Below are 15,256 nucleotides of genomic sequence, written 5' to 3' on the forward strand. Positions count from 1 at the left end.
AACACTGGTCCGTTCTCAGCGAGCCCGTTCTCAGCGAGCGATGAAGGTCGCGATGTCGAATGATCCGGTCAGCTGGCCGACGACGACGATGCTGGCCAGCAGCGCCCCGACTCCAGCGACGGTCAGCACCGCGAGCATGACCAGGTAAACCATCGCTTTCAATGGTTTGGGCAGCCGCGTCACAGCCGAAAGATCCGGCATGGACAGCTGCCTAGGGTTCTTACCGATACCAGGTGCGGACATGATATCTCCCCCGTCCTCTGCGATCCCCTGTCATATTCCGCCGTCCCGGGGACGAAGAGCGGCGGAACCGCGTTGTGTATCAGCGGCAACGAATTCGATCGCGCTTTCAGCCTACCGAGGGCCGAAAATCGACCATGATCGCACGATGAAGCCTTGAGCTGCACAAACATGGAGTACGGCGTTTTCCGTACACTCCGATGATCGCCAACGGAGCATGGATCGTTACCGGAGCCTGACCTCGCCGACACCAAACCACACCTTCAGGTGAAATGTCGGTCTCGGCCATTCAGGACCACCACGCGCCGGGACGGCTCGCGGCTCCACCGGACCCGATGTGGCTCCACCGGACGCAGCGAAGCGCCCGATGGCGCACTCGACGAACGTCGGGCTTCGACTGCCGGTATCCGCTGTCATCGTACCGTGCGTGATCGGAACTATCGAGAAGATCGAACGGGTGATTCACGACAGCATTCCGAACGGACTCCCACTCCGGCCGTAATGTGTCGTGACGCACATTCGACGCGATACGCGGCAACATCCGGGACGACCGACGAAAAAAGCCCGAATCCGGTGAACGGATCGGGCTTTACCTGCTCCCCCGGCTGGACTCGAACCAGCAACCTTTCGGTTAACAGCCGAATGCTCTGCCATTGAGCTACGGAGGAATGTTTTGTTTTCCGCAACGCCGTCGCGCTGACAACGACAACTCTAGCGCATACCGCGAAGCCTTCGAACACCCCCTCCCCCTTGTACGGAAACACCTGGCCAGAAGCTCAATTTCGGTGAGCGACCAGGAAGATCCGCCGAAAGGGCAACCAGGTCGATCCGTCCGCGCGGGGCGGGTAGGCCTCCCGCAGCCGTGGGGCGAGTTCCGCGGTGAAACGCCGCCAACGGTGGTCGTCGAGCAGGGCGTGGATCGGGCGCAGCGCGGTTCCGGACAGCCAGGCCAGAACGGGGTCCTCGCCGTGGAGCCGATGGATATAGGTCGTTTCCCAGGCGTCGATCTCCACGTCGAACTCGGCCAACGCCTCCGCGTACTCGACGGGTCCGGATACCCGGTTCGGATCACGCGGAACCTCCCCGATCTCGGACCGCCACTCCGGTTCCGCGGCGAGCTGGTAGCAGATCCGGTGCGCCGGAGCGGCGAAGTTGCCGGGAAGCTGCATCCCGAAACAGGCTCCCGGTGGGAGTCGGGACAGCCATCTCTCGACCAGTTCGAGATGGCCCGGAATCCAATGCAACACCGCGTTGCAGACGACCACATCGGTATCGGATCTCGGCATCCACTCCCGGATGTCGGCGATCTCGGCGGGGACTCCGGACCGCACGGCGGCGGCGACCATCTCGGGCGAGGAGTCCAGTGCCTCCACCTCGGCGCCGGGCCAGCGCTCGGTCAGCAACGGGGTGAGGTTTCCCGCACCACACCCCAGATCGACCACGCGCCGCGCCGAGGGGGTGAGCATTCTCGCGAGCAGATCGCGCATCGGTCGCTCACGTTGCTCGGCGAAAGCCAGATACGTTCCCGGGTCCCACATTCACGACTCCGACCGAGAAGGAACAGTACGAACGTACTGTATCCACTCGCGCCGAACCGCGAAACACCGAACGGCGGGGGCTCACTCGCCGCTTTCGGCCACGCTCTCCAACCGACGTGCCACTTCCCGCGTGTACTCGACCAGAGCGGCCTCGTCCGTCCCCGGATCGGCCCTTACCTGCAGTACCGTGCCGTCCCGCCCGGGAACACCGCGACGCACGAACCGTGCCCCGCCCACATCGGGGAGTTCGCGGTACTGGGTGGATCGGATGGAGCGCGTCACCCTGCTGTGCACCACGTCCGGCAGCTTGCCCGCGGCGTTCAGTCGGAAATCACGACGAGGTCGGTCCCGGAGGAGCACCGCGCCGTCGACCCACTGCCACTCCTCGGCCTCGACGATCCCGATCACCCCGTCCTGCCAGCGCACATGGCTCAGCAGGTGCCAGCCGACCCGACGCGCACCGGACTCCTCCGGTAGCCACAGCCCGTGGTTGGTGGCCACCAGCGGCCCGTGCGTCCCGCTCGCGGTGGCCAGCACACGCTCCTCGCCCTCCAACTCGCCGTCGAACCCCGTGGGCAATTCGTGCGCACCGGTCAACAGCGCACGCACACGTCTGAGCAACGAAGTCATACGACACCGTCCGCGGCCTGTTGCTGCAACGATCTGTGATACTGCTCCAGCGCCACCAGGTCACCGAACAGCGCGTGGTACTCCTCGGCGTTCTCCAGCGGCGACAACCGCTGGACCCGCGATTTGATCTCGTCGATCTGGCGGGCCACCATCCGCTCGCGGAGCCTGGCGAGCACCCCACCCACGTAGCGGTGGTCCTGCTCGGACTTGGTGTCCGGCGTCTCCACCGCGAGCTGGGAGAGCAGCCTGGTGGACCCCTCGTCGGGGCACTGCGTCCGCACCGCTTCCACCAGGATCGAGCCGGACAGCCCCGACTGGGTGCCGCCCGCCTTGAGCAGTGCGGTGTGCAGCTTCGCATAACCGGACTCGGTGAATGCCTCCTCCGGCAGCGAGTCGTACACCGGTCCCGCCAGGGCGGGCATCTGCAGCGCTGCCTTCAGAGCCTCCCGCTGCGACCAACGCAGCTGATCGTGTCGTGGGGGACGTTCCGGCAATCGTTCCCCGGCCGGTTCCGACTCGGGGTCGGCACGCCGCTGCTTCTTCCCCCGACGGTTCCCGTTCGCGGTCTCGCCGGAGTACTCCCGCACCCGGCGCACTACCTGGTTCTCGTCGTTCCAACCGGTCCAGCCGGAGAGCTGCACGGCGTAGCCGTCCCTGCTCGCGGGATCCTTGATACGCGCCACCAGCGGTACGGTGCGCCGGAGCGCGGCGACCCGGCCGTCCACCGAGTCGAGGTCGTAGCCGTCGAGCAGGCTGCGGATGGCGAACTCGAAGAGCGGACGTCGCCGCGCGACCAGATCACGCACCGCGGCGTCCCCGCCGCGCTGTCGCAACTCGCAGGGGTCCTCCCCTCCCGGTGTGATGGCGACATAGGTCTGCGCGGCGAACCGCTGCTCGCCGTCGAACGCCTTCAGCGCCGCGTTCTGTCCCGCCTCGTCACCGTCGAAGGTGTAGATGACCTCCCCGCGGAAGGTGTCGTCGTCCATCATCAGCCGACGCAGCACGGAGATGTGCTCGTCACCGAAGGCGGTGCCGCAGGAGGCGACCGCCGTGGGAACCCCGGCGAGGTGCATCGCCATCACGTCCGTGTAGCCCTCCACCACCACGGTCTGGTGGCGCTTGGCTATCTCGCGTTTCGCGAGGTCGATGCCGAACAGCACCTGTGACTTGTTGAAGATCGGGGTGGCCGGGGTGTTGATGTACTTGGCCTCGATCGGATCGTCGTCGAAGATCCGCCGCGCCCCGAAGCCGACCACATCGCCACCGAGATCCTTCAACGGCCAGAGCAACCGGCGGTGGAACCGATCCATGGGGCCGTGCCTGCCTTCCCTGGACAGCCCCGCCTTGTAGAGTTCCTCGGCCTCGAATCCCTGGTTGAGCAGGTACTTGGTCAACCGGTCCCAGCCGCTCGGGGCGAAACCGCAGCCGAATCTGGTGGCCGCCTCCTCCCCGAACCCCCGTTCGGTGAGGAACTCGCGGGCCTGGTGCGCCTCCTCGGAACGCAGCCGCTCGGAATAGAAGGCGGCCGCGAGCCGGTTGGCCTCCACGAGCCGGGCTCTGGTGCCGGGTTCGCGACGACTCGTCGGGTTGCCGTCCTCGTAGCGCAGTCTTACGCCGGAACGGTCCGCGAGCCGCTCCACCGACTCGACGAAACCGAGGTGCTCGGTCTTCATCAGGAAGGCGATGACGTCGCCGCCCTCACCGCATCCGAAGCAGTGGAAGGTTCCGTGATTGGCGCGCACGTTGAAGGAGGGAGTCTTCTCCTCGTGGAACGGGCACAGCCCCTTGAACGCGTCCCCGCCGGAACGGCGCAACGCGACGTACTCACCGACGACATCGTCGATCCGGTTGCTCTCGCGTACTTCGGCGATGTCGCTTTCCCGGATTCGTCCCGCCACGAGCCCAGTCTAGATGCACGCGCTCACGGGAGCGGTGACGGTCGCGTCGCACCGGGGTGATGCGAGGTTCTACAGCGGCTCGAACCGTCGAGTACCGGTCGACGTCGGCAGGCACGGCGCACAACCGAAAAGGTTTCTCAGCAGGGCAACAGTGGATTGTTCGGGCACAATCGCGGTGTGCGATCGGTGGAGGAAGCTTTCACTGCGGAGTCGGGCAGTCGGCACGCGCGGCTGCTCGGTCTCGCCTATCGACTCACCGGCAGCATCACCGACGCGGAGGCGGTGCTGCGGCAGGCGCGCGTGCGGTTCGCCGGAGGCGGAGACGTGGCGGACTCGCCCGCTCACTGCCCGGACGACGGGCTGAGCGGCGCGGTGGGGGAACTGGCGGTGGATCGTGCGCTGTCGGGGGCGGCGCGCCGGGAGCACTACGTCGGCCCGTGGCTGCCCGAACCGATAGTCACACTGGAAGTACCGGCACGAACCACGGACCCGCTGGAGCGGATCACCCGCGCCGAGGACGTGCGCATGGCGGCGTTGCGGGTACTGCAGCAACTCACTCCGGAACAACGGATCGCACTGGTGCTGCACGAGAACTTCGAGGTTCCGTTCGAGGAGATAGCCGGAATGCTCGGCTGCACGGCCACGACCGCCGGGCAGTACGCCTCCCGCGCACGGCGAGTCATGAACGAGGCACGGCCACCCCGCCGCGTGCCCGCCACCGAGCAGCACGAACTCGTCGAGGCGATGCTCGCCGCGCTCGCGTCGGGGGACGAGTGGCGGCTGGCACGGTTGCTTCACCCGCACGTGAGCGTGCACGGCGACAGCGACGGCAAGGCCCGCACCGCGTTGCGACCGGTCCACGGGCGGGACAAGGTAACCCGTTTCCTGCTCAGCCTGATGCGCAAGTACCCGTCCCCCACTCCGTCGAACGTTCGATCGGTACTGGTCAACGGGGATCCGGGGTTGCTGCTTCCCGGAACCTCTAGCGGGGACGTCTTCCGCGATTCGGCGGCGGTGCGCGTGGTGGGGTTCGCGGTACGCGACGGGTGTGTCGCGGAGATCCACGACATCGTCAACCCGGACAAACTGACCAGGATCTCGTGCTCGCCCCCCTACGGCTGAGCCGCTGTCGGCGGTCGAAACCGGCGGGATGAGCGAGTCACGCCGGAGTTGGTGAGGCCCCGGGCTCAGCGAGGCCCACCGGGGTCGGTGATCCTTGCCAGGAAGTGAACGAACCCGCTCTGCCGGTGACGGAGCAGGAACAGGAACGGCCGATCCACCCGTACTCGCACGGGATCGTCGAACAACGAGGTCAACCGCATCATCACCGCGGTGGCGGCCGCTCCTTCCACACCGTGCTCGTCGACCCGTAGCACGGCCTCGTGCAGCGCGGTGGATACCCGCAGCGGCCGCGGGGTCAGGGGCGCGAAGTCCGCGGCGGGCGTGAACGCCCGGCGCACTCCCAAGGCCGCCAGCGGCTCGTCCAGCTCGCCGGAACCGGACACGGCGAAGCGCGGCAACCGGAGTTCGACCGGACACTCCTCGACCGCTTCGAGCAGCCGGAGCAGCGTGTCGTGGTCGAGCGCCGGTTCCGCGGTGGCCAGCTCCGCGTCGGGCAACAGCACGAACGCGTCGAAGCCTCCCTCCAGTCCCGCCCGAACGACCCGCCAACCGTGATGATGGGCGTAGCCGAGTCGAGCGCTCACACGCATGAGTGAGACAGGTTGTTCCCCTGCCGGAGTAAGGAACGAACCGGATCTCGTCTCGTTCGGATCGAAGACCTCCTGCCACGGCGCCTTCAGGTACAGCGCGTTGACCAGCGCCGCGACCGTGTCCGAGTTCACCGCTCCCGGTTTGACCAGCTCGGGGATCAACCGCCGGGTCACGTCCGCCACGTCCTGGTTGATCCGCTCCCGTGTCCGTTCCGGGGCGTCCCGGAACGGGGCGGTGCGAATCCCCGCGCCGAACCGCTGTTCGAGTGCCGCCGGGGAGTCCGTTTCGAGCGGTAGCCGCTCGTCGGCCCACAGCCGGTTGGCGACCGCGAGGGCGACGCTGTCCCGGGATTCGGCGCTGTCCCGGGATTCGGCGCTGTCCCGGGATTCGGCCTCGGGACGCGCTGCCGCGTTCAGCGATTCGACGAACTCCGGCTCCGCCGGATCCGTCCCCAGGGCCTCGACGACCTCGGCGCGGGTCCGTCCCCGCGTGATCTCCGCGAGCAGCCCCAGTGCCGTCGTCACCGAGTACGGGGACCAGCAGTGGTTCTCACGGGGGTCGGGGGCGAGCCGCCGGTGCAGCCACCACAGGAATCGCAACTCGGTGTTCACCACGACGCGGTACTCCGATCGGTCTCGCGAGGCGTTTACCGGAGGCGAGTCTGCCAGTGAGAGGCCGTACCGGGCGAGCTTTCGGAGGGATTCCGCCGAGTCCGACCGTCGGGCGGCCGAAGCGGCGAAGAGGCCGCGGGAGGCTACTACCCCAGCGTCTCCTCGATGTCGGCCAGCCCCATCAGGCGGAGCTCCTGGGCGATGTAGCCGGCCGCGCGTTCGGCGGCGGGATCCTGCCAGCGCAGATCCGTCACCCAGTCGGCGACATTGTCCGAGTTGATGTAGGGCTCGCCGTCGACGACGACCTTCTGGATGTGATGCCGGTTCACGTCGTTGGACATCGGGGCTCCTGGCGGCTTATCGGGGACTGCCGCAAATTTTCACACGAAAGTTGGAATCATGACCAGTTAAAATCACGCTGCGTATTAGCGTGCACCAACAAATGCGTTTTACGCTGCCTTGTCTGACATAGGTCACACTGAATAACCGGTTTTAGTCACCCAATGTGCATGCCAGGACACCGCTTGGGCGTCGGTGAACGAGGCCACCTGATCGAGCAAGGCACGCAGTCGCCCGCGGTCGTCGGAAGCGGCCTCCCAGGCGACCCGCGCCGCCGGAGTCAACGAGGCGGGAGCGGCCCGCGCCAGCACGTTGACCAACTCGGTGAGGATCCGACGCTGCGACTCCTGCAGCCGCAGCCGCTCCGGGTCGCTCATGACGTAGCGCAGTGCCATGGCCTTGAGTACCGCCACCTCGGCGGCCACCTCTTCCGGCACCACCAGCTCGGCCGCGTAACGCGTCAGCGGACCGGTCCCGAACTCCGACCTGGTGGCTCGTACCGCCGCGGCGACGAACCGCCCCACCAGCTCACTGGTCAGCCGCTTGAGCGCCACCTGCGCGGTGACCGAACCGTCGTAGTCGAGCACGGCCGCGAGAGCGGGGTTCGCCACCAGTTCGAAAGCCGCCGCCTCCAACGATCCGGTGTCCAGCGGTCGCTGCCCACGGAAGTACTTGTCCGCGATACGCAGGATCTCCCCACGCTCCTCGGGATCCAACAGAGCCCGCGGTGTGATCCGCCCGGTGTGCACCCCGTCCTCCAAGTCGTGCACCGAATAGGCGACGTCGTCGGCCCAGTCCATGATCTGGGCCTCCAGACAACGCGTCCGGGGAGGCGCTCCCCGCCGCAGCCACCGGAACACGGCCGAGTCCGACTCGTAGACCCCGAACTTGCCGTATCCGTCGTGCGACAGCGGCCACGGGTATTTCGTGGCGGCGTCCAGGCAGGCACGGGTGAGGTTGAGACCGCACTCGGTACCGTCCGGAGCCACCAGCTTGGGTTCGAGTCTGGTCAGGATCCGCAACGTCTGCGCGTTGCCCTCGAAACCACCGCAGTCCGCCGCGAGCTCCGCGAGCGCGTCTTCCCCGTTGTGGCCGAACGGCGGATGACCGATGTCGTGGGCCAACCCGGCGGTGTCCACCACGTCGGGGTCGGTTCCCAGCTCCACCGCGATGGCGCGACCGATCTGTGCGACCTCCAGGGAATGGGTGAGCCTCGTCCGGGGGACATCACCCTCACCGGGCCCCATCACCTGAGTCTTACCCGCGAGACGACGTAACGCGGCCGAGTGCAGCACGCGCGCACGATCACGTGCGAAGGGCGCACGCGGCAGCGGCTCCCCGCCGGCCGACTCGGAGACCTTGGGGGACTCGTCGACCAGCCGCTGTGAGTCGTGCTCGGTGTAGCCCGGCGGCCGGAGTGCGGACATCGACCACAGCCTACGGAACGGGTCCGACAACACGCCGCGAACGAGTCAGCGCGTCGGCGGTGGGCCGATGAACTCCTACCGCTACCCGAGTCCGTATCCGGTGACGTCCGCCGAGGCGTGCATGACGCGGTAGAACAACATCGCGGCCGCCTCGCGCAGGATGTAGGCGGTCCGCACGTCCTCGGTCGGGCCACTCCTGGTCGGCGAGACCATGGCCCGCAACCCCTGGTCCTCGGCCATGGTCCGGCACCGCCAGGAGTGCCAGGGGTCGCTGACGATCAGTGCCGAGTCCCAGTCGCGGCGCTCGGCGACCTCGGAGACGGCACGGATGCTGCGCAGCGTGTCGCTGCCGACCTCGGCCTCCACCACGGCTCCCGGCGGTACCCCTTGCTCGATCAACCACATGCTGCCCGCCTGGGCCTCCGTGTAGTTGTCACCGGCCTGGTTACCGCCGACAGTGACGATGTGCTCGGAGAGCCCACTCCGATAGAGCTCCAGCGCGTGCTCCAGCCTGCTGCGCAACACCGGGGAGGGATCCCCGTTGTACTGCGCGGCCCCGAGAACCACGATCATGTCGGCGCTGCGCCGATGATCGACGAGCGCTACCTGCCAGACCCGGAAAGCGGTGCCACCGAGCACCAGCGAGGCGACCAGCAGCGCACCGAGGAGTGCTCTGCCGATCCAGACGGTGATGCGCCCACGGCGCCGCGTCCGGCCGGTTTCGGGGTGATGGGTCACGTCACGCATCGTTGCAGATCCGCCACCGACGACGCGCGAGCCCCGGGATCAGCAACCGACCAGGCGAGCCGCCAGGTACGCCTCCAGTTTGTCGATGGCCACCCGCTCCTGCTCCATCGTGTCGCGTTCGCGCACCGTCACCGCGTGATCGGACAGCGAGTCGAAGTCGACCGTGACGCAGAACGGGGTACCGATCTCGTCGTGCCTGCGATAGCGCCTTCCGATGGCGCCCGCGTCGTCGAAGTCGATGTTCCAGTTGCGGCGCAGCGTGGCCGCGACGTCCCGCGCCTTCGGGGAGAGGTCGGCGTTCCGCGACAGCGGCAGCACCGCGACCTTGATCGGCGCCAGCCTGCGGTCGAGCTTGAGCACCACGCGCTTGTCCACCCCGCCCTTGGCGTTGGGGGCCTCGTCCTCGCGGTAGGCGTCGACCAGGAAGGCCATCATCGGCCTGCCGAGCCCGGCCGCGGGCTCGATCACGTAGGGGCGGTAGCGGGAGTTGCTGGTCTGGTCGAAGTACGACAGGTCCACGCCGGAATGATTGGAGTGGGTGGTCAGGTCGAAGTCCGTCCGGTTCGCGACGCCCTCCAGCTCACCCCACTCGCTGCCGCTGAAGCCGAAGCGGTACTCGATGTCGACGGTCCGCTTGGAGTAGTGCGAGAGCTTTTCCTTGGGGTGCTCGTAATGGCGGATGTTGTTCGGATCGATGCCGAGCCCGGTGTACCACTCGGTGCGGTTGGCGATCCAGTACTCGTGCCAGGACTCGTCCTCACCCGGCTCGACGAAGAACTCCATCTCCATCTGCTCGAACTCGCGGGTGCGGAAGATGAAGTTTCCGGGGGTCACCTCGTTGCGGAACGACTTGCCGACCTGGCCGATCCCGAACGGCGGTTTCTTGCGCGCCGTGGTCATCACGTTCAGGAAGTTGACGAAGATGCCCTGAGCCGTCTCCGGGCGCAGGTAGTGCAACCCCTCCTCCGAGTCGACAGGACCCAGGAAGGTCTTGAGCAGGCCGTTGAACATCTTCGGCTCGGTGAACTGGCCGCGGTTCCCGCAGTTCGGGCAGGGCACCTCGGAGAGGTCGCTGTCGTCGACGTCCTTGCCGGTACGCTCGGCGTACTCCTCGGCGAGCTGGTCGGAGCGGTGCCGGTGGTGACAGGCGGTGCACTCGACCAACGGATCCACGAACTCCTGCACGTGCCCGGACGCTTCCCAGACCTCGCGCGGCAGGATGACCGAGGAGTCCAGGCCGACGACGTCGTCCCGCCCCTGCACCATGCTGCGCCACCACTGGCGCTTGATGTTGTCCTTGAGCTCCACCCCGAGCGGCCCGTAATCCCATGCCGACCGGGTACCGCCGTAAATTTCGCCGCTCGGGTAGACGAAGCCACGACGCTTGCACAGATTCACGATCGTTTCGATCTGGTCGGTGGGCACGCTCACTCCACGCTTGTCGCTGGTTGCTCGGGCTCCGGCCGGAAATCGGTTCGGTACTCGACGAATCGGCCGGGCTGGTCCCGCGGATTCCCGACGGTGAGTTTCCCAGCGTACCGAGGCAGCATCGCGGGCGGCGCGGCCCCACCCCGCAGTGCCGACACCCGCGACCTCGGCTGCGCCCGCCGAAGTGGACGACGCCCGTAGGATGGACGGTGTTCCACGACCAACTCGCGACGAGGCGACGAAAGGACCCCTTCGGCCACGACACTGCGCCGCGTGTGCCTCGGAGGACTCGTACCGCCGTGACCGGCGGGCGGTCGGTCATCACGTGGTAGTGCCGCTGATCACCTCTCATGCGCAACGACGAAGAGCACTCCGGCGAACGAGCCGAACCGGCCACGGTCCCCGCCGGTGACCCGGAGACCCTTACCGAGGCGGGTGAGTTGCTGCGGGCACTGGCGGCGCCGGTGCGGATCGCCATCGTGCTGCAACTGCGCGCCGGCGAACGCTGTGTGCACGAACTCGTCGACGCGCTCGGCGTGGCCCAGCCGCTCATCAGCCAACATCTCCGGGTGCTGAAAACGGCTGGTGTGGTGCGTGGCCGCCGCAACGGGCGCGAGGTGGTCTACCGGCTGGTGGACGACCATCTGGCGCACATAGTCGTGGACGCCGTAGCCCACGCGGAAGAGGGTTCGGAGGACGAGAACGCCTCCACGGTGAACGCGCCCTAGTCGATGACACGATTCGACCGAGGGATCGTCGACCTCCCCTGAGCGGGGCTCCGCACGCCAGAACGAGAATCCACTTACAACCCCGTACACACACCCGAGCAGAAGACGGAGAAAGCGTGACCTCCAGCGAGCGTCCCTCGGCCGCGATCCCGGGTCTGCGGTCCACCAAGCAGCGGGCCGCGGTGTCGCGTCTACTCAGCGAGATCGACGATTTCCGCTCCGCGCAGGAGCTGCACGAGCAGCTGCGGAACCGCGGCGAAGGGATCGGGCTGACAACCGTCTACCGCACGCTGCAGTCGCTGGCCGACGCGGGTGAGATCGACGTGCTTCGCAGTGACTCCGGGGAAGCCGTCTACCGGAAGTGCTCCACCGACCACCACCACCATCTGGTCTGCCGGTACTGCGGCAGAACGGTCGAGGTGGCGGACCCCCCGGTGGAGGACTGGGCGGAACGGATCGCCATCGAGCACGGCTTCTCCGAGGTGGATCACACCGTCGAGATAATCGGCACCTGCTCCGAGTGCGGAGTCTGATATCCACCGGGCGGGCGACACCCGCCCGTCGCGGAACATGCCGGGAACCGGAGTCACGAACGGCCGCACACGGCCCCCGGAGAGCTCACTGGTCGGGCCCGTGCTCCCCGCCACCGGTTCGAGGGACCCCGCCACCGGATCGAGGTCCCGTTCAGCCGGGATCGCCGAACCCGGCCACCACCTCGGAGCCGAACGCCTCGGCGAGTTCCCCCCGCAGCTGCGACCCGCCGGAAATCACGAGCATCAGCAACGTGGCCAACGGCTCCTCCGCCATCCCGTCCGCGGGGAACGCATAGCGCAGCGTGAGATCCGTTCCACCCTCGGTGCGCACCACACCGAGCGTGCCGAACATGCCCTGGCCGGCGCGTTCGGCCACCCATCGAGCTATCGCGTCCTCCTGGGGCAGGTCCCAGGCGATTACGCAGGTCAGACTCAGCACGGTCAGCCCATCGGCGAGGCGCATCGCCTGCAACGCGCACGGCGTACCGGAGTGCAGGAAGGTCAGCGCGCCGTCGTCGTCGACCCGTACCTCGTAGTAGTTCTCCAGCGCGCGTTTGGCCACTGTCAGCAGATCGGCCGTCCCGGCGGCTTCACTCGACATCAATGTTGCTCCCCATCGGGCTCGGCCGAGCTCGAATCCGGCTCGGTTCGGTCCACCGCACCGCCGAATCGACGATCACGGCGCGCGTAAGCGGCACAGGCGTCCCAGAAGTGAGTGCGGTCCACGTCCGGGAACAGCGTGTCCTGAAAGACCATCTCGGCATAGGCGGACTGCCAGAGCATGAAGTTGGAGGTGCGGCGTTCCCCGGAGGGACGGATGAACAGATCCACATCCGGCATCTGGGGCTGGTACAGGTGGCGTGCCACCGTACGCTGGTCCACCTTGTCCGGATTGATCTTGCCCGCCGCGGCGAGTCTGGCGATCTCACGTGCCGAGTCACCGATCTCCGCGCGCCCGCCGTAGTTGACGCACATCGTCAGGTTCATGACCTGGTTCTCGGCGGTACGCCGCTCCGCGGCCCGCAGCTCGTCGACGACACTGCGCCAGAGTTTGGGACGCCGACCCGCCCAACGCACCCGCACACCGAGTTCGTCGAGCTCGTCCACCCTGCGGTGGATCACGTCCCGGTTGAAGCCCATCAGGAACTTGACCTCATCGGGGCTGCGTTTCCAGTTCTCGGTGGAGAAGGCGTACAGCGACAGCCACTGCACCCCCAGCTGGATCGCCCCGCGCGTCAGTTCCAGGACCACCGCCTCACCGCGTTTGTGCCCCTCGATACGCGGCAGACCGCGCTCGTTCGCCCACCTGCCGTTGCCGTCCATGACCACGGCGACGTGGTTGGGCACCAGCTCCGGTGGAAGCGAGGGGGGTTGTGCTCCGGAGGGATGCGGGTCGGGCGCCCGCACGTTCGGCGCTTCCCTGTCCCGCCCGCGGCGTCGCAGCATCGATGGGTCCCCTTCGTGGTCGCTGGGCCGAGTCCTTCCCGAACCGTCTCCCATTCTCGCGAACGCGACGGCACTACCCGCCCAGTGGTCGGCCGAACCGGATGGCGGGGCCGTCGTCCAACGGCAGGCGTGTCATCCCCATCGCACGGTAGAACGCGTGAGCGGCGGCATTGGTGGCCCGCACACCGAGCTGCACCCCCGGGGAACCGGCCTGTTCCAGCGCGGTGAACAGTGTGCGCAGCAGCACCGCACCCAGTCCGCTGCGGCGGGCTCCGGAAAGCACGTTGATGTGCAGGTGCGAAGGATAGCTCCCCGAGTCCGGCAGCAGCATTCGCAGCGGTCGATGCAGCAACAACCGCAAGTGCTCGTCGGCGTCGTCGGACCGTTCCTCGGCACCGGTGAGCGGATGACTGACCGCGAACGCCGGGCTCCACTCCCGCTGCCAGCGGTGGTAGAACTCGGTCGAGTCCAGCGCCGCCACCGCATAACCGAGCGGTTGTCCCGAGATCTCGGCCAGAAAGCACAGTCGCGGTTGCAGGGCGAGATAGGGCCCCGCGAAAACGTGGGCCATCAGCTCCGGGTCACGCAGGATGTGACGCGAGTGCTCCCCCGCGTCCCCCGTGGCCACACAGATCCGACGTACCGCCACGGCGTCCTCGGGACGACAGGGACGGACTATCACGAATCCCCCGATCCGGCGACGGAATCGTGCTGGGACGATCCGGACTGGGCCGACTGGGCAGCCCCGGTCGGAGTGTCGCGCTCGACCGAGTCCTCGACCCCGCTCGCGCGTTGCCGGATGAGCTCGGGCACGGGATTCGGCGATTCGTGCTCACGCACCTCTGGATCGGCCGCCGCGTGTCGCTCGACCAGGGGCAACGACCGCAACCGGTGCTCCAGATGCCATTGCAGGTGAGCGGCGACCAACCCGCTGGCCTCACCGCGCACGGACTCACCGGAGTCCTCCGCCACTGCCCACTCGCCGTTGAGCAGGGCGTTCAGCAGTCGGATCGTCGTGGCGGCCGGACGAACCGCGCCCGTGGGCCTGCACTCGGCGCAGACAGTGCCTCCCGCGGCCACGCTGAACGCCGGGTGTGGCCCGGCGAGACCGCAACGGGCGCATTCGCCCAACGCCGGTGACCACCCGGCGAACGCCATGGCCCGCAGCACGAAGGAGTCCAGCACCAACGAGGGATCCCGGTCTCTGCCGCTGAAGGCGCGCAGCGCCCCGACGGTGAGCAGGTACACGCGCAGCACCGGTTCGCGTTCCTCCGCGACGATGCGGTCGACGGTCTCCAACGCGGCGCAGGCCGTGGTGTAGCGCCGGTAGTCACCGACTATCCCCATCCCGAAGGCGTCCAGGGTCTGCACCTGGGTGATCACATCGAGCGTTCTTCCGGTGTGCAGCTGGACATCCACGTGTGCGAACGGTTCCAGCCTGGCGCCGAACCGGGAGCCGGTGCGACGCACCCCCTTGGCCACGGCGCGCACCTTGCCGTACCGCCGGGTCAGCAGCGTGACGATCCGGTCGGCCTCGCCGAGCTTGCCCACGCGCAGCACGACACCGACATCCCGATACAGGCTCACGTTCGCATCATCCCATCGCGGGGGACTCAGGTGGACAGCGTCGTCAGGGGCGGAACGGGAATGTTGCGGAGGATCGTCCACAGCAGCAGCCCCGCCCCCAGCAGGTACGCGCACGCCGCCCCGCCGCGGCCCGCGGGCCAGATCCGCCGTGTTCTGCCCAGCTCGAAACGTGCCGCCGCCACGAACAAGGACAGCGCCACCGGGGACAACACCAACAGTGCGAAGGCGTTGAAATCCAGGGCGAGCAACGGATCACCCGCCAGCAACGCCCGGAGCATGCGGGTGCCCCCGCACATGGGGCCGTCCAGTCCCAGCATCTTGAACGGGCACGGCGGCTCCACGGGTGAGATCAGCAACACCGCGGCGAGGACGCCGAGCCCGACGGCCACCG

The 15,256-nt window shown here is 67.6% G+C and carries 17 protein-coding genes and 1 tRNA gene; 3 read left to right on the plus strand and 15 right to left on the minus strand.

The window, feature by feature from the left end:
* Positions 1–30: 30 nt before the first annotated feature.
* The 5 genes from BM394_RS06485 to dnaG form a co-directional block, all read right to left on the minus strand.
* Positions 31–243 (minus strand): hypothetical protein, encoded by a 213-nt coding sequence (locus tag BM394_RS06485; RefSeq protein ID WP_092975383.1) that lies wholly within the window; start codon positions 241–243, stop codon positions 31–33.
* A 593-nt stretch (positions 244–836) separates the two neighbouring features.
* Positions 837–908, minus strand: a tRNA-Asn gene (locus BM394_RS06490).
* A gap of 108 nt (positions 909–1,016) precedes the next feature.
* Positions 1,017–1,778, minus strand: coding sequence for a trans-aconitate 2-methyltransferase (locus BM394_RS06495; RefSeq protein ID WP_092975387.1), 762 nt, complete (start codon positions 1,776–1,778; stop codon positions 1,017–1,019).
* Between the two features lie 81 nt (positions 1,779–1,859).
* Complete coding sequence (locus tag BM394_RS06500; protein ID WP_092975391.1) at positions 1,860–2,408, minus strand: hypothetical protein; 549 nt, start codon at positions 2,406–2,408, stop codon at positions 1,860–1,862.
* The gene (gene dnaG / locus BM394_RS06505) at positions 2,405–4,306 is read right to left on the minus strand and encodes a DNA primase (protein ID WP_092975394.1); all 1,902 of its coding nucleotides are present in this window, start codon (positions 4,304–4,306) and stop codon (positions 2,405–2,407) included. Before dnaG ends, BM394_RS06500 begins: the two co-directional genes overlap by 4 nt.
* A 177-nt stretch (positions 4,307–4,483) precedes the next feature.
* Between dnaG and sigJ the strand changes: the two genes are divergently transcribed.
* Positions 4,484–5,428, plus strand: coding sequence for an RNA polymerase sigma factor SigJ (sigJ, locus tag BM394_RS06510; RefSeq protein ID WP_092976211.1), 945 nt, complete (start codon positions 4,484–4,486; stop codon positions 5,426–5,428).
* Between the two features lie 65 nt (positions 5,429–5,493).
* On the opposite strand, the gene BM394_RS06515 is transcribed toward sigJ, so the two are convergent.
* The 5 genes from BM394_RS06515 to BM394_RS06535 all read right to left on the minus strand — a co-directional run bounded on the left by BM394_RS06515 (position 5,494) and on the right by BM394_RS06535 (position 10,568).
* On the minus strand, positions 5,494–6,630 hold the full coding sequence (locus BM394_RS06515; protein WP_092976213.1) for a serpin family protein: 1,137 nt from the start codon (positions 6,628–6,630) through the stop codon (positions 5,494–5,496).
* A gap of 146 nt (positions 6,631–6,776) precedes the next feature.
* Positions 6,777–6,971 carry a hypothetical protein gene (locus BM394_RS06520; RefSeq protein ID WP_092923398.1) on the minus strand — a complete coding sequence of 65 codons (195 nt, stop codon included), beginning with the start codon at positions 6,969–6,971 and terminating at the stop codon, positions 6,777–6,779.
* A gap of 132 nt (positions 6,972–7,103) precedes the next feature.
* On the minus strand, positions 7,104–8,396 hold the full coding sequence (locus BM394_RS06525) for a deoxyguanosinetriphosphate triphosphohydrolase (protein WP_092975398.1): 1,293 nt from the start codon (positions 8,394–8,396) through the stop codon (positions 7,104–7,106).
* An 81-nt stretch (positions 8,397–8,477) separates the two neighbouring features.
* A complete protein-coding gene (locus tag BM394_RS06530) occupies positions 8,478–9,143 on the minus strand; it encodes a YdcF family protein (protein ID WP_092975401.1) in 666 nt (221 codons plus the stop codon).
* Positions 9,144–9,182: 39 nt separating this feature from the next.
* Entirely contained in the window at positions 9,183–10,568 is a 1,386-nt protein-coding gene (locus BM394_RS06535; RefSeq protein WP_092976217.1) for a glycine--tRNA ligase, read from the minus strand.
* 353 nt (positions 10,569–10,921) lie between these two features.
* Here BM394_RS06535 and BM394_RS06540 point away from each other — a divergent pair, with 353 nt between their 5' ends.
* Both BM394_RS06540 and BM394_RS06545 read left to right on the plus strand, forming a co-directional pair.
* Positions 10,922–11,299: an ArsR/SmtB family transcription factor gene (locus tag BM394_RS06540; RefSeq protein ID WP_092975404.1), complete on the plus strand. Its 378-nt coding sequence runs from the start codon at positions 10,922–10,924 to the stop codon at positions 11,297–11,299.
* Between the two features lie 116 nt (positions 11,300–11,415).
* Positions 11,416–11,832, plus strand: coding sequence for a Fur family transcriptional regulator (locus BM394_RS06545; RefSeq protein WP_092975407.1), 417 nt, complete (start codon positions 11,416–11,418; stop codon positions 11,830–11,832).
* Between the two features lie 151 nt (positions 11,833–11,983).
* Here the strand turns inward: BM394_RS06545 and BM394_RS06550 are convergent, their stop codons facing one another.
* From BM394_RS06550 to BM394_RS06570, 5 genes are all read right to left on the minus strand, one after another.
* A complete protein-coding gene (locus tag BM394_RS06550; protein ID WP_092975410.1) occupies positions 11,984–12,433 on the minus strand; it encodes a hypothetical protein in 450 nt (149 codons plus the stop codon).
* The gene (locus BM394_RS06555; protein WP_092975413.1) at positions 12,433–13,278 is read right to left on the minus strand and encodes an isoprenyl transferase; all 846 of its coding nucleotides are present in this window, start codon (positions 13,276–13,278) and stop codon (positions 12,433–12,435) included. The genes BM394_RS06550 and BM394_RS06555 overlap by 1 nt, the downstream gene beginning before the upstream one ends.
* Before the next feature lie 73 nt (positions 13,279–13,351).
* A complete protein-coding gene (locus BM394_RS06560) occupies positions 13,352–13,960 on the minus strand; it encodes a GNAT family N-acetyltransferase (RefSeq protein WP_245780018.1) in 609 nt (202 codons plus the stop codon).
* Positions 13,957–14,865, minus strand: coding sequence for a DNA repair protein RecO (gene recO / locus BM394_RS06565; protein WP_092975416.1), 909 nt, complete (start codon positions 14,863–14,865; stop codon positions 13,957–13,959). Before recO ends, BM394_RS06560 begins: the two co-directional genes overlap by 4 nt.
* 26 nt (positions 14,866–14,891) lie before the next feature.
* Positions 14,892–15,254, minus strand: a complete 363-nt coding sequence (locus BM394_RS06570) for a DUF2752 domain-containing protein (RefSeq protein ID WP_245780019.1) — start codon at positions 15,252–15,254, stop codon at positions 14,892–14,894.
* Between the last annotated feature and the right edge of the window lie 2 nt (positions 15,255–15,256).

Origin of the sequence: Actinopolyspora lacussalsi subsp. righensis (assembly GCF_900116555.1) — a bacterium.
GTDB lineage: Bacteria > Actinomycetota > Actinomycetes > Mycobacteriales > Pseudonocardiaceae > Actinopolyspora > Actinopolyspora lacussalsi.

What these genes read in the sequence shown, in the direction of transcription:
- BM394_RS06520 (WP_092923398.1), bottom strand. Translation starts at nt 6,971, where the DNA reads ATGTCCAACGACGTGAACCGGCATCACATCCAGAAGGTCGTCGTCGAC.
- BM394_RS06525 (WP_092975398.1), bottom strand. Translation starts at nt 8,396, where the DNA reads ATGTCCGCACTCCGGCCGCCGGGCTACACCGAGCACGACTCACAGCGG.
- BM394_RS06555 (WP_092975413.1), bottom strand. Translation starts at nt 13,278, where the DNA reads ATGCTGCGACGCCGCGGGCGGGACAGGGAAGCGCCGAACGTGCGGGCG.
- BM394_RS06485 (WP_092975383.1), bottom strand. Translation starts at nt 243, where the DNA reads ATGTCCGCACCTGGTATCGGTAAGAACCCTAGGCAGCTGTCCATGCCG.
- BM394_RS06530 (WP_092975401.1), bottom strand. Translation starts at nt 9,143, where the DNA reads ATGCGTGACGTGACCCATCACCCCGAAACCGGCCGGACGCGGCGCCGT.
- BM394_RS06495 (WP_092975387.1), bottom strand. Translation starts at nt 1,778, where the DNA reads ATGTGGGACCCGGGAACGTATCTGGCTTTCGCCGAGCAACGTGAGCGA.
- BM394_RS06540 (WP_092975404.1), top strand. Translation starts at nt 10,922, where the DNA reads ATGCGCAACGACGAAGAGCACTCCGGCGAACGAGCCGAACCGGCCACG.
- BM394_RS06500 (WP_092975391.1), bottom strand. Translation starts at nt 2,408, where the DNA reads ATGACTTCGTTGCTCAGACGTGTGCGTGCGCTGTTGACCGGTGCGCAC.
- BM394_RS06550 (WP_092975410.1), bottom strand. Translation starts at nt 12,433, where the DNA reads ATGTCGAGTGAAGCCGCCGGGACGGCCGATCTGCTGACAGTGGCCAAA.